Source organism: Paenibacillus sp. FSL R5-0908, assembly GCF_038006245.1.
GTDB lineage: Bacteria > Bacillota > Bacilli > Paenibacillales > Paenibacillaceae > Paenibacillus_AQ > Paenibacillus_AQ odorifer.
Window position 1 is genome coordinate 6910975 of sequence record NZ_JBBOUV010000001.1, and the last position, 10344, is coordinate 6921318.

Consider the following 10344-nt stretch of genomic DNA (forward strand, 5'->3'; position numbering starts at 1 on the left):
GCACCTCCTATAACTACAGTGTACTATAATACGCATAATGTGTACAGTAGTACTCAGTTTGATATTGAATCATATATTTTTGCGTAATAAAGTTTATGATAGAATTAATTGATCAAAGGAACGGTGATAGATATGATAAAAGTGAAATTATCTGAGTTGATGGGTCTTAATAAAGTAAAAAGTTTTGCTGCACTCGAAAAGGAAACTAATATTACTCGTAAGACACTTGCTAAGCTTTATGATGGTGAAGGAAAGGGCATCGACTATGATACCCTTAATAAGTTGTGTAATTATTTCAACTGTGAAGTATCAGATATTTTGGAATATGTCAAAGACTAAGCGCTCAACTTCTCAGCTTCATCAATCTTCTCCGTGTAAAAGTGGATCATGTGCTTATTCCACTCGATCCCACCCACATCACCGTATTTCTCTGCCTCTGCTAAGGCTGTGGTATATACGGTGATGAACTCCTTCCACATTGCAATCTGAGCTTTCATGCGCTCACTTCCCTTTCTAAATAAGACTTGAATCCCTTTGGAATTCCATAGCTCCGATCCAGCAGCCGCTTATCAATCTGCACTCTTGGAGTTTCAAGAGATTTCATGTGTATCAGCATCTTGATAGCAAGTGAAGGTGATACATTGCCGTTCTCCGATATCTCACGTAGCGCCAACTTTTCATAATCTGCACTGGTCACGCGCTCATCCCCTTCTTTTTGCGTTTATCCTTCACGATCTGGTCTAGATCATCAGCGACTTTGCGCAGCTCCTTACCTGTAGGACACTTTTCGTTGCAATGCTTCTGTAGGCGGTTATAGGATGGGTGTGCCCATCGCTTGTTCAGTTTCAATGGGCACGTTTTGCAGACTTCTAGGTGCTTGTCCATTTCTTGGATAACACGGTTACGTTCCATGGGTGAGCTCCGGGTTCTCGTAGATGTTTCCGACAACCTCAATTTCAGTAGTTGGTTCGTAATCTATGTTGTATAAAAATGTCGTTGTATCGAATTCGTAATTTTTTAACAAGAATCCACGAAGATAACCTTTCGGAAGTTTTGCACCTTTCTCCGACCTCAAATAAGAAGTGACCCATTGACCGTTAATCTTTATCACTTCGTGCAAAGTGAAATCTCCATGAAACTCGGTGTTGATTTCAACTGGTATTTTGATGATATCTCCTTGCCAAACATTATTTTTAAGTTTGTCATGTAGTCCTGTAGGCTCCATTGTAGGAGCCTCTCTATAGTGCATGAGTGGTTCTTTTAAGTACTTTACTTCAAGACACCCTTCCTCTACGGATGCAACGATGTTACTTCCAGAAACGTTAATCTCGCAGAAATCATAAGACATAATTTTTAGTTGTGGATTCCAGGCTCTGAATTTACTCATTGTCCTATCTCCTTTAGTTTTCGTTAAATAATAAATAAGCGATAAAGAATGCAATAATAAAGATGACTATCGGTTTTATTCAGCGGTCCATTCCCAATAATATTGACTTATTGAATCACCAAATCTGTATCTTAATTCATAAAGCTCATTCACTTCTCCCCAGTTCAAATCATCTGTTTTCCACTTTTCCAGAAGAGATATGAAATGGTCAATTTCATCGTGATCCATAATTAAGACCCCTTCCCCAACATTTCATTATTGGATTAATGATAAGAATCTCTTGAACATCAAGGTCATAAACTGGAGGTTCGTGGTATGATCCTTCGTCCATACAAACCAACTCACCGCCTGTGCATATAATTCCTATTGGTCTAGCGCCGAATTCCTTTTCGTCGTATGCAACCGGATATTTGTAATCATTAGGATATGTCCACGTTGTAGGGTGGTTAACTGGCATATGGTGGTAGTAAATGTCAAGGCATGGATGGCTCATTCATGCTTCCTCCTTATAACTCCAATAGTTTTTACCGTTACCTTCGCTATAGTAGAGCCGCAGCATCGCACCGTATTGTTTCTTCCACTGCCGACCGATAAATGTTTGATCCTCCCAATCATGACATGTACCTCTGAATCCGTGAGTGCCACACAAGTTCATAATGTTTGCTGGATCATATCCGGGTCCCATGTGAGCTGCTTCGAGAATGTGAGCCTTACTTAGCTCCCGTGGTGTTCCGCAACGCTCGCATACCGGAATATCTGTGCCAAGTAGCTCCATCGACCGTCTGTTGACCTCTTCACGTACCTGTGCAGTTACTTTGGTGACATCGCCGCGTTTTCGCTTATTGCGCTTGTGGTGATCAAGGATTCCCGACCTCCATGGGGCAGGCACCTTTTTCTTCTTTTTCTGCATGGTTTATGCTCCCTTCTGGTAGTTACTCAGTAGAGTGATAAACGTGCTGGCTTCTTTCTTGGTGAGCTCCTTGATACTCTCTCTACCGCCAATCTCGGATATCATGCGGCGAAAATCATCATCATCAATTCCTTTTTCAGTTTTTTTGCGGTGACATAATTTGATCTGAGCGTCACTTATCAATCCTTGCGGACCTGTGGTTGTGCTAGAGCTATTCTGTTGTGTTGCTGTTGTATTTGATTGGGTTTGTGTATTTGGTGGTGCAGGTGGCGGCGTAGCCTGTCTGGACTGCTGATTCTGTTGCACTGGTTGTTGTTGCTTAGCGTCAGGATCATCTTCGTCTGTAGGAAGTCCTAGGCTCTTCAGTAGGTAGTAACGTTCTGAATAAGTTAGCGCTGACCCATATGCCTTAGATATTTCGTCTTGCTGTCCATAATAGGCCCATGTGACCGTTTCACGTTCTTCCGGTTTATCACCGTTGATCCAGGTATAAGACATTTCTCCTTTCACCACGAAGTCCAGAACGTCCTTACCTTTAGCAGTTTTATAAGCGTGTGTATGGTGCTCACCAACTTTAGTCGATGGAAATAGTAGCAAGTTAAGCTCATTCATTTTGTCTTTGATCTTGCCTAGTACTTGGTTACCTGAGACGTATGAATAGTTGAAGCTTGATTTGTCCTTGCTGAATCCTTCAGCGATCATACGGACCTGAACAATCTTTTGGTAAAGGTTGAGCTCACTCATTCTGACACCTCCAATTCATATGTGATCCGTACTGGCTGTGCGTGGTAATCCTCCGGTCTCTCTGGTGCGTAATACCCGTGTAGGAACGCGTCTATGTCCTCTACATTCACCCAGCGATCTACGGTCATAAAGTCTGCCTTGCGCTCACCACGGACGTTCAGGAACGTTCCATCCTTATGCTGAATCACGTACCGGATGCGTTCGTCCTGCGTCTTCATCTGAACTGATCCTCGTAATGCTCGATATAGTCATTTGCTTCAGCTAATTCGCGCTGTAACTCGGCGTTTTCCGTCTCAAGTTGTGCTATGTGTTCCATCGCTTCATCCCAATTACTCACTGTCATTCCTCCCTAATTCGTGTTATGATTTCTGTAGGTTTTTTAATAAGCAACTGACACGGGCGGCCCTGCAATGGCTGCCTGTTCCTTTTTCCATACTCTTGCGTAATTCTTAAAGCACATCATCACCCATCGCCTGTCCTTCGGTTTCAACTTCGCCATTTCCAGATAAAATGTCCGATCCTGTGGAATCATCCCCTTTCGTCTCCCCTCTGTAATGTTCTAAAATGTCAGCTACCGTTTTAAGCAGATTCTTTCAGCTCTCTTTCGATGTAGGCTTTACCCAGTTCTATTGATGCTTCAAGGGCTTTTTGTTCATCCATGGTGCGAACCTCTTTAATACGCAATCCCTTTTCTGTAACTTCCCTGAGAAGGCTATCCATGCTTACCGCAGCCCACTGAAAGTTACGCCCACATTCGGTTGTGAAGTAAAATTGAATTGATGGTGCTGGTGGCGGGTACTTAGCTTGCATCGTCAAACCCTCCGATCGGTCTCACAAATGGCTTGATGGTGCTGGTCATGGCTTCCTGAGTGCAACTTTTGCAGTGTGGCTGTAAGCTATCGTAAACTTCGTACTCTGCTTCGGCACCACAGATGCATGTTGGTGTGAATATGCGCGTTTCACGATTGGGCTTGTCCGGTCGTTTGAATGGAATTACCAGTGTCAGTTTGCGATTTGTGATATCCTCGAGTTTTTTAGCCAACTTTCTTCAACTCCTTCAAATAAGTTTCATACAACTCTTCGCGATACTTAATGTTCATATTCCGCATACGTACGATCAGTTTGTGCCATGCTTTAGGGGATAGCCCGGGGTTTAATCCTTGTTGTTTACGCATGTGTGTTCCTCCTTGTGTAAATTTATCCCTTTTGAGAAGGTTATTAGTTGTGTAAAATTGAATTGTTATTAAGCGGAATGTTTTAAAAACTTATTAATGAAGTAAATTTGTCCTTTTCCGGTTACCTTAGATGTATAAGTTAGTTTTGTAACACCGCCTGAACCACTGCGATAACCTGTTTTAATCTCGAATATTCCTAGATCCATTGAACGTTGTGTAGGTTTGTTATACTCAGAACCAGACTTGATAAGGTATCCTTCTTCTCGCATAAATCTGTAAAGTCGATGTTCTCCGATATCTACACCTTTTTGTTTTAGCAATTTGGCTAGATCGGCGATTAATATAGAATCTTTGGAGATTTCAACTGATTCAGCGAAGTGGACTTTAGGCTTGTCCTGCTCTATTTTTTCTTCAAGCAACTTATTTTTCGTCTGTTCATCTTTAATTTTGTTTGCAAGTTGGATAAGGAAGTCTGGTGATGTGATAGCTTGTTCTATTGTTTGTGGTGTCATATAAGCGCCGTGTTTACGAATACTAGGGATAACTTCGTGTGTGATCCAGCGTTTGAATTGTTTGGCCTCCGGTTTTCGGCTGCCTATAATTAATGAGTACAGTCCGTATTCATTAACTACATTCGCCTCACCTTGACGACCTATGTTCAACATAGACCGTTCGTCTACGTCCAAGCGGTTGATGGCTTGTGTGGGATTTGCGATTTCTAGAACATCACAAACGTCCTTTGCAACAAACCAAGGTTGTTCGTCAATCAATGTGCTTCTTACTTCTTGGTGTCCGTACATAAATTGCTGAAGTTGATTCATTAAGCAACAACTCCAATCTTTTTATCTTGATTGTTCATATACTTGCAAAGGCTATCAGCAGAACGTTTACTTGAACTTGGGTAGGATCGGGATACCTTATTTTCAACGCGGTCATAAACATCAAATCGTCCGTTATTTTTGTCACTACGAACTGTGTATCTTTTTTTCATACATAATCACTCCTATTAGTTATTGTGATCACGAAGCGCGATCAATTAGAGTAAAAAAAAGTTCGTCAACCGTTACATTATAAAAACGAGCCAATTTCATTGCTAATTCTTTTCTGGGAAATCTTCTTCCTGTTTCAATCATTGCGTAAGTACTATAAGGTATGCCGATTTCTTCGGAAATCTCTTTCAGGGACCTGTCACCGCGTAGGGTAATCATCTTTTGATTTTTCATGGTAATCCTCCTTTCAGTCACGTTTCGTGACCCCTTGAACACAGTATACAATCACATTATGTGATCGTCAAGTTTTTATTTCACTTATCGTGATCAAATGATTATTGTTCACGATACGTGATATATAATACATTAATGGAGGTGAGTTTCTTTGAAATCATTCGGTGAACGGCTCTCATACTTAAGAAACAAGAAAGGGCTGTCGCAAGAGGAATTATCAAAGATTCTTAAAATTGCTAAGTCAACATTAGGTATGTATGAGATAGACAAACGAGAACCTAACCATGAAATGACTGCTAAAATAGCTGAATTTTTTGATGTGAAAGTAGGGTGGCTTACTACTGGTAAAATTGAAAAGGAGAGTATTCCTAGCCCACTCCCTGAAGCAGTTATTTTAAATGTTATTAAGGAGGCTGAAGCGAAGTACAACATTAATTTGAGGGATGATCCTCTGGTGGAAGAAGCAGTGCGGGATTTAATTGAAAATATAGCAAAGATAAAGCTGTCAGGGAACAAAGATCATTAACGAGATCGGCATCATCAACAGTCAAACTTGTTCTTGTAATAATATTTTTTGCTAACTGTTTCAACTGATCTTCCATTGTAACAACCCCTTAGTGTTTTTTGTCCAAGCTGTTGCGTAAATAATACCATATAAATGCCACTAAAAGAACTTATGTTCGTATTTTTGATAAAAAAATATATTGTGAGGCCGATCATGGGTTACAAACCTGGTCGTTGCCTACTCAGTAGAAGACTCAGAGAAATAGGTAAAAACCAACAATGGTTAAGTGAAATTACTGGGATTAGTAAAACCCAAATTTCCAATTATGCTACAAATTCACGCTATATGTCTTTGTCGTCAGCAAAGACAATAGCTTCAGCCATTGGATGCCACATTGACGATTTATATGAGTTCATTCAAGAGTAGGCTTGAGCGGCAACTGCTGCTCCGACCCGGATGAAAGTATAACAACACGTATACTCCATGGTGCTGTCTCTCCTTCCATAAGAAAATATTACCATGAATATATTGTAAATTCCTAGCGGTAAAAAATTGAATATTATTGCTCAAAATTGATTATATACATAAATTATACAATGTTTTACACTGATGTATTATATGTTACAGCAAATTCCGCAGCCGATGTGGATATATAAGGGGAAATACATATGTTTGAATATGGTAGGTTGCCAATTTGGGCTAGATGGATCGGATTCATACCGATGTTAGCGATTACTGCAGTTGCTGTATATTTTGTAGCTAATATTTGGTTAGAGGTGTGGTTTGGATACTTTTCTAACGAAATTGTACAATATTTACTTGGTAGAATTGCGTTTAATTTGATAGGTATTTATTTCTGTTTGTTTGCTAGTATTTCTATGATACCTAAAGGAAAAATAATTTTAGCATCAATATATTTAGGGCTAATTGTGTTGTTAATCGGTTTCGTCGGGACATCTTATATATTTATGGGACCAGGAGAAGAATATAAACTATGGCAGATAGTATTAGAAGCAGTATTAACTTTTTCATCTGGGTTGTTAGCACTTTTGACAACAATTTCATGGGAAAAAGAACAGAAAGAATTAGCTAACACAGTGATTTATACATATGATTGAATAATTGGCCATACTCAATCGGGTATGGTCTTTTTTCTGCCTCTCCCCTACAATACAGGCAAGGAGTGATATAGATGAAAGCAGCGATATATATAAGAGTATCCACAGACGAGCAAGCTTTGGAAGGATTCTCGATTGAAGCACAGAAACGCCGCTTGCTGGCTTATGCAGATTCGCAGGATTGGGAAGTTGCAGAAGTGTACATTGACGATGGTTGGTCTGCCAAGGATCTGAAACGTCCTGAAATGAAACGGATGATCAGTGATATTCAAGAACATATATTTGACGTAGTTCTAGTATATAAACTTGACCGTATGACACGATCTGCTAGTGATTGTGATCATCTACTAAAGATAATGGAGACATATAACGTCAAGTTTCAGAGCTGTACGGAGTCGTTTGAGACGCGCACGGCTACTGGACGGCTATTTATAAGGTTAGTTGCTGACATCGCTCAGTGGGAACGTGAGAACACAGCAGAGCGTGTAAGGTTCGGCATGGAGCAAATGGTTATGGAAGGACGCCGCCCCGGTGGTCCGATCAACTTTGGATATGACAAGGATGAAAAGTTGGTTGAAGATGAGGTTATGCAAATCAGGATGTTGCGTAAGTTTTATTTGGAAGGTGACGGTATAAAGGGTGTTGCACAAAAATTGAACGCAATGGGATTTCTTCGCCGTGGATATAAGTGGACTTCATTTTCTGTGTGGTACATTCTGGACAACCCATACTACGCTGGTAAGCTACGTTATGGAGGGAAGAAAGCAAACGGTAAATATGCGAGCCGTAAAAAAGAAGGCGTAGTGGACCTTATCATACAGGAAGGATCTCAAGAAACTGTTTTCACATGGGAAGAATACGAAGAACACAAAGCTGAAATGAAGCGCAGGTCTTTTGATGGATATTCTAAAGTTCGTGAGTATTGGTTCAGTGGTGTATTGATTTGTGGTAAATGTGGAAGCAAAATGTCCGGTCGGTATCACCAGAATAAGCGTAAAGATGGCAGCTACAATAAAATAACATCATATATTTGTGTTGGAAGACAAACAGGTCGTGGATGCGATATGCCGATGTTTCGTCAGGAGTTGGTAGAAAAGTTATTCTTGGAATGGATCGAAGATAGAATTGCAATTGATGAAGGTACCATGAGAGAAATTAAAGTCTCAAAGAAAGAAAAAGCTAATCTATCATTACGTGATGATCTTAACAATGAACTCAAACGTATTAAAGAACGTCGTAAAAAGTGGCAACGAATGTTTGCTGACGATCTGATCACTCAAGATGAATTGAGAGAACATAACAAGGATGAACAAGAAAATGAGAAGGTAGTATTGAGCGAGTTGGAAAAATTGCCTGAGGAAGAAACAAAGCTGTCTGAAGATATGAATGAGGTATTGTTTGGGATTCCAGAAGTATGGCCATTGATGAGCGATGGAGATAAAAAAGAGTTGATTCTAGAAATATTCAAAGAAATTAAGTTATACACACCTGTGGGTAAGACGCATGGAAGAAAAGGACAGTTCATTCCGGCATCAATTGAACAAGTAATTTATAACTAATCGTGTGTGTTTTGGTATCCTTGGTAACGCATCCAACTCGTCAATAATTACGAGATCAAAACCTTGATGGAAGCGCAGGAGCTGATGGGTGGTTGCGAGCGTTAAGCGACCACTCACCCAGCGATCTGCGCTGCCGCCATAAAGTACGGCGATGACCTCCGCCGGAAAAGCCCGGGCGAGCCGCGGCGCGAGCTCAAGTACGACGTCGCGGCGCGGCGTCGCTACCAGCGCCCGCCCTCCGGCGGCGAGCACAGCCTCTAGGAGCGGGAAGATCATCTCCGTCTAATTACAAAATGCTCTACTTGATCAGATTTGCCCGAGTCTCCCGATTAATATGTATTGTTGGTGTTCTACTTGACCACGTCTGCCTATATTTAACTCAATTTTATGTGGGTAAAATGTGAGCAATGTGGTCAAATTGTGGTCAAGAAAATATAGTTATTTTATTCCCTTTCATTAATAAGTCACTGACGATATTTAAACACCATAGTTGCCTTAATTACTAGGACAGGTGTTTAAATATCGCTCCAATTCAAAATACATAGATTACCATCCCTTTATCTGGTAGACTTACTTTGTAAATTATTATCATATTTAGGGGATGAAAAATCATGGTCAAAGCTTTACGGTGGGTAGCATATATAACTATAGGAATTGCTTTTATAGGGGGAATTCTCGCAGGTAATATATTAGCTCCAGAACCGGAATTTTCATTTGAAGATAAGGGTTTCGCTTGGGGATATATGCTTATGTTCTGGGTTTCCGGCGGAATATCTGGGATTTTCACATTGGGCTTTGCTTCTTTACTTGAACATATAGAGAACCTATCGAGCAAAGTTGATAATATTGAAGCAAGTATCATAAAAAAAATTGCAGATCCGCCTCGTACATCAGCTGAATTAATATCTGATTTGTCCAAAAATTCTAATTATATGTAGTTATGTTATCATAATAGCCCTACCGACCATATAGGTTAGTAGGGCTTTGCCATAATCCCAATCGCTTGGGAATTTACTATGTGCTCGCATTAACAACATCCTCTACTTTGATCCAATCCCAATCATCATCATGACGAAACTTTATCTGACCATGCTGACGGTCAACCTTCATAACAATGCCGTGGATTGTTTTGTCCTTATATTCTCCAAACAATGTAAGTGTGATCGGACTACAATCCTCTAACGATTGAGCTAATACCTGTGAGATTTCAGCTAATGCTTGGGGATCTAAATCAGGCTTTTTACGAGTCTCTTCATTTAATGCATCGTCCAGCATCCTATTTTTATGCTCAGGCATAATCATCCTGCTGCTTTCCCACAATCCGTTACCTTCAAGTTTCTTTCTCTGCATAGATATCCTCCCTAATAATACAACCAATAGTCCGCACTACTCCGTATGTTTTTAACTTCCCGAGCTTCTTCAGGATCTCGGTGGGAAGGATTATCTCTTTCCCAGCCAGATATAATGCAGGCCATTTCAGGTGGCGTATTTGGGTTCCATTCGATGTAGTTTTCCTCTGTCAACTCTTTCAATCCATTTCGGATATCAACTGGCATTCGTCCACTTAATCGTTCTAACTCAGGCAATGAAGGGAGACGACCAAAATGTCGTGAGTAATGAGTAATGATCAATAAAAGCTTACGTGGTGTATCGCTTAACATAATTAACGCCTCCAAAATAAGAACACATGTTTGTATTATATGTGCTTATTGGTTTTTTAATC

Annotated in this window: 22 protein-coding genes and 1 pseudogene; 6 read left to right on the forward strand and 17 right to left on the reverse strand. The window is 40.4% G+C overall.

All coding sequences use genetic code 11. The annotated features are described in order from the left end of the window. Positions 1 to 132: 132 nt before the first annotated feature. Positions 133 to 339, forward strand: a complete 207-nt coding sequence (locus MKZ09_RS31545) for a helix-turn-helix domain-containing protein (RefSeq protein ID WP_076208674.1) — start codon at positions 133 to 135, stop codon at positions 337 to 339. Here MKZ09_RS31545 and MKZ09_RS31550 read toward each other — a convergent pair. From MKZ09_RS31550 to MKZ09_RS31615, 14 genes are all read right to left on the reverse strand, one after another. Continuing rightward, on the reverse strand, positions 336 to 497 hold the full coding sequence (locus MKZ09_RS31550) for a hypothetical protein (RefSeq protein ID WP_179089667.1): 162 nt from the start codon (positions 495 to 497) through the stop codon (positions 336 to 338). The genes MKZ09_RS31545 and MKZ09_RS31550 overlap by 4 nt on opposite strands. Next, positions 494 to 697, reverse strand: coding sequence for a hypothetical protein (locus MKZ09_RS31555; RefSeq protein WP_076208675.1), 204 nt, complete (start codon positions 695 to 697; stop codon positions 494 to 496). Before MKZ09_RS31555 ends, MKZ09_RS31550 begins: the two co-directional genes overlap by 4 nt. Continuing rightward, positions 694 to 912, reverse strand: a complete 219-nt coding sequence (locus MKZ09_RS31560; RefSeq protein ID WP_076208676.1) for a zinc-finger domain-containing protein — start codon at positions 910 to 912, stop codon at positions 694 to 696. Before MKZ09_RS31560 ends, MKZ09_RS31555 begins: the two co-directional genes overlap by 4 nt. Continuing rightward, a complete protein-coding gene (locus MKZ09_RS31565; protein ID WP_076208677.1) occupies positions 902 to 1387 on the reverse strand; it encodes a YopX family protein in 486 nt (161 codons plus the stop codon). Before MKZ09_RS31565 ends, MKZ09_RS31560 begins: the two co-directional genes overlap by 11 nt. A gap of 75 nt (positions 1388 to 1462) precedes the next feature. Then, a complete protein-coding gene (locus MKZ09_RS31570) occupies positions 1463 to 1615 on the reverse strand; it encodes a hypothetical protein (protein ID WP_179089668.1) in 153 nt (50 codons plus the stop codon). Positions 1616 to 1880: 265 nt separating this feature from the next. Further along, on the reverse strand, positions 1881 to 2297 hold the full coding sequence (locus tag MKZ09_RS31575) for a hypothetical protein (protein ID WP_076208679.1): 417 nt from the start codon (positions 2295 to 2297) through the stop codon (positions 1881 to 1883). A 3-nt stretch (positions 2298 to 2300) separates the two neighbouring features. Next, complete coding sequence (locus MKZ09_RS31580) at positions 2301 to 3041, reverse strand: ERF family protein (protein ID WP_076208680.1); 741 nt, start codon at positions 3039 to 3041, stop codon at positions 2301 to 2303. Beyond that, entirely contained in the window at positions 3038 to 3259 is a 222-nt protein-coding gene (locus MKZ09_RS31585) for a hypothetical protein (RefSeq protein WP_076208681.1), read from the reverse strand. The genes MKZ09_RS31580 and MKZ09_RS31585 overlap by 4 nt, the downstream gene beginning before the upstream one ends. Beyond that, on the reverse strand, positions 3256 to 3378 hold the full coding sequence (locus tag MKZ09_RS31590; protein WP_256716543.1) for a hypothetical protein: 123 nt from the start codon (positions 3376 to 3378) through the stop codon (positions 3256 to 3258). Before MKZ09_RS31590 ends, MKZ09_RS31585 begins: the two co-directional genes overlap by 4 nt. Positions 3379 to 3620: 242 nt before the next feature. After that, positions 3621 to 3851, reverse strand: coding sequence for a hypothetical protein (locus MKZ09_RS31595; RefSeq protein ID WP_076208682.1), 231 nt, complete (start codon positions 3849 to 3851; stop codon positions 3621 to 3623). Positions 3852 to 4075: 224 nt separating this feature from the next. Further along, positions 4076 to 4216, reverse strand: coding sequence for a hypothetical protein (locus tag MKZ09_RS31600; RefSeq protein WP_179089669.1), 141 nt, complete (start codon positions 4214 to 4216; stop codon positions 4076 to 4078). A gap of 68 nt (positions 4217 to 4284) precedes the next feature. Beyond that, positions 4285 to 5037, reverse strand: a complete 753-nt coding sequence (locus MKZ09_RS31605; RefSeq protein ID WP_076208684.1) for a phage antirepressor KilAC domain-containing protein — start codon at positions 5035 to 5037, stop codon at positions 4285 to 4287. Further along, positions 5037 to 5207 (reverse strand): hypothetical protein, encoded by a 171-nt coding sequence (locus tag MKZ09_RS31610; RefSeq protein ID WP_179089670.1) that lies wholly within the window; start codon positions 5205 to 5207, stop codon positions 5037 to 5039. Before MKZ09_RS31610 ends, MKZ09_RS31605 begins: the two co-directional genes overlap by 1 nt. Before the next feature lie 28 nt (positions 5208 to 5235). After that, on the reverse strand, positions 5236 to 5439 hold the full coding sequence (locus MKZ09_RS31615; protein ID WP_076208685.1) for a helix-turn-helix transcriptional regulator: 204 nt from the start codon (positions 5437 to 5439) through the stop codon (positions 5236 to 5238). Between the two features lie 151 nt (positions 5440 to 5590). Between MKZ09_RS31615 and MKZ09_RS31620 the strand changes: the two genes are divergently transcribed. The 4 genes from MKZ09_RS31620 (at position 5591) to MKZ09_RS31635 (ending at position 8621) form a co-directional block, all read left to right on the forward strand. Further along, on the forward strand, positions 5591 to 5965 hold the full coding sequence (locus MKZ09_RS31620; RefSeq protein ID WP_076208686.1) for a helix-turn-helix domain-containing protein: 375 nt from the start codon (positions 5591 to 5593) through the stop codon (positions 5963 to 5965). Positions 5966 to 6157: 192 nt separating this feature from the next. Further along, positions 6158 to 6370, forward strand: a complete 213-nt coding sequence (locus tag MKZ09_RS31625) for a helix-turn-helix domain-containing protein (RefSeq protein WP_076208687.1) — start codon at positions 6158 to 6160, stop codon at positions 6368 to 6370. Positions 6371 to 6612: 242 nt separating this feature from the next. After that, positions 6613 to 7062 (forward strand): hypothetical protein, encoded by a 450-nt coding sequence (locus MKZ09_RS31630; protein ID WP_076208688.1) that lies wholly within the window; start codon positions 6613 to 6615, stop codon positions 7060 to 7062. A 74-nt stretch (positions 7063 to 7136) separates the two neighbouring features. Beyond that, positions 7137 to 8621: a recombinase family protein gene (locus tag MKZ09_RS31635; protein WP_076208689.1), complete on the forward strand. Its 1485-nt coding sequence runs from the start codon at positions 7137 to 7139 to the stop codon at positions 8619 to 8621. Between the two features lie 21 nt (positions 8622 to 8642). Here the strand turns inward: MKZ09_RS31635 and MKZ09_RS31640 are convergent. Further along, positions 8643 to 8903 (reverse strand): annotated as a pseudogene (locus MKZ09_RS31640) (hypothetical protein); the annotation flags it as partial. A 329-nt stretch (positions 8904 to 9232) separates the two neighbouring features. On the opposite strand from MKZ09_RS31640, the gene MKZ09_RS31645 reads away from it, so the two are divergent. Continuing rightward, on the forward strand, positions 9233 to 9559 hold the full coding sequence (locus MKZ09_RS31645; protein WP_076208690.1) for a hypothetical protein: 327 nt from the start codon (positions 9233 to 9235) through the stop codon (positions 9557 to 9559). Positions 9560 to 9635: 76 nt separating this feature from the next. Here MKZ09_RS31645 and MKZ09_RS31650 read toward each other — a convergent pair whose 3' ends face one another. Further along, positions 9636 to 9971 carry a YolD-like family protein gene (locus tag MKZ09_RS31650; protein WP_076208691.1) on the reverse strand — a complete coding sequence of 112 codons (336 nt, stop codon included), beginning with the start codon at positions 9969 to 9971 and terminating at the stop codon, positions 9636 to 9638. An 11-nt stretch (positions 9972 to 9982) separates the two neighbouring features. Beyond that, positions 9983 to 10282, reverse strand: coding sequence for a hypothetical protein (locus MKZ09_RS31655; protein WP_076208692.1), 300 nt, complete (start codon positions 10280 to 10282; stop codon positions 9983 to 9985). Positions 10283 to 10344: the final 62 nt, after the last annotated feature.

Bases quoted from the DNA above. Each gene is read 5' to 3' on its own strand.
- MKZ09_RS31545 (WP_076208674.1), top strand. From the start codon at position 133: ATGATAAAAGTGAAATTATCTGAGTTGATGGGTCTTAATAAAGTAAAA.
- MKZ09_RS31550 (WP_179089667.1), bottom strand. From the start codon at position 497: ATGAAAGCTCAGATTGCAATGTGGAAGGAGTTCATCACCGTATATACC.
- MKZ09_RS31560 (WP_076208676.1), bottom strand. From the start codon at position 912: ATGGAACGTAACCGTGTTATCCAAGAAATGGACAAGCACCTAGAAGTC.
- MKZ09_RS31565 (WP_076208677.1), bottom strand. From the start codon at position 1,387: ATGAGTAAATTCAGAGCCTGGAATCCACAACTAAAAATTATGTCTTAT.
- MKZ09_RS31570 (WP_179089668.1), bottom strand. From the start codon at position 1,615: ATGGATCACGATGAAATTGACCATTTCATATCTCTTCTGGAAAAGTGG.
- MKZ09_RS31575 (WP_076208679.1), bottom strand. From the start codon at position 2,297: ATGCAGAAAAAGAAGAAAAAGGTGCCTGCCCCATGGAGGTCGGGAATC.
- MKZ09_RS31580 (WP_076208680.1), bottom strand. From the start codon at position 3,041: ATGAGTGAGCTCAACCTTTACCAAAAGATTGTTCAGGTCCGTATGATC.
- MKZ09_RS31585 (WP_076208681.1), bottom strand. From the start codon at position 3,259: ATGAAGACGCAGGACGAACGCATCCGGTACGTGATTCAGCATAAGGAT.
- MKZ09_RS31595 (WP_076208682.1), bottom strand. From the start codon at position 3,851: ATGCAAGCTAAGTACCCGCCACCAGCACCATCAATTCAATTTTACTTC.
- MKZ09_RS31600 (WP_179089669.1), bottom strand. From the start codon at position 4,216: ATGCGTAAACAACAAGGATTAAACCCCGGGCTATCCCCTAAAGCATGG.
- MKZ09_RS31605 (WP_076208684.1), bottom strand. From the start codon at position 5,037: ATGAATCAACTTCAGCAATTTATGTACGGACACCAAGAAGTAAGAAGC.
- MKZ09_RS31610 (WP_179089670.1), bottom strand. From the start codon at position 5,207: ATGAAAAAAAGATACACAGTTCGTAGTGACAAAAATAACGGACGATTT.
- MKZ09_RS31615 (WP_076208685.1), bottom strand. From the start codon at position 5,439: ATGAAAAATCAAAAGATGATTACCCTACGCGGTGACAGGTCCCTGAAA.
- MKZ09_RS31625 (WP_076208687.1), top strand. From the start codon at position 6,158: ATGGGTTACAAACCTGGTCGTTGCCTACTCAGTAGAAGACTCAGAGAA.
- MKZ09_RS31630 (WP_076208688.1), top strand. From the start codon at position 6,613: ATGTTTGAATATGGTAGGTTGCCAATTTGGGCTAGATGGATCGGATTC.
- MKZ09_RS31635 (WP_076208689.1), top strand. From the start codon at position 7,137: ATGAAAGCAGCGATATATATAAGAGTATCCACAGACGAGCAAGCTTTG.
- MKZ09_RS31645 (WP_076208690.1), top strand. From the start codon at position 9,233: ATGGTCAAAGCTTTACGGTGGGTAGCATATATAACTATAGGAATTGCT.
- MKZ09_RS31650 (WP_076208691.1), bottom strand. From the start codon at position 9,971: ATGCAGAGAAAGAAACTTGAAGGTAACGGATTGTGGGAAAGCAGCAGG.
- MKZ09_RS31655 (WP_076208692.1), bottom strand. From the start codon at position 10,282: ATGTTAAGCGATACACCACGTAAGCTTTTATTGATCATTACTCATTAC.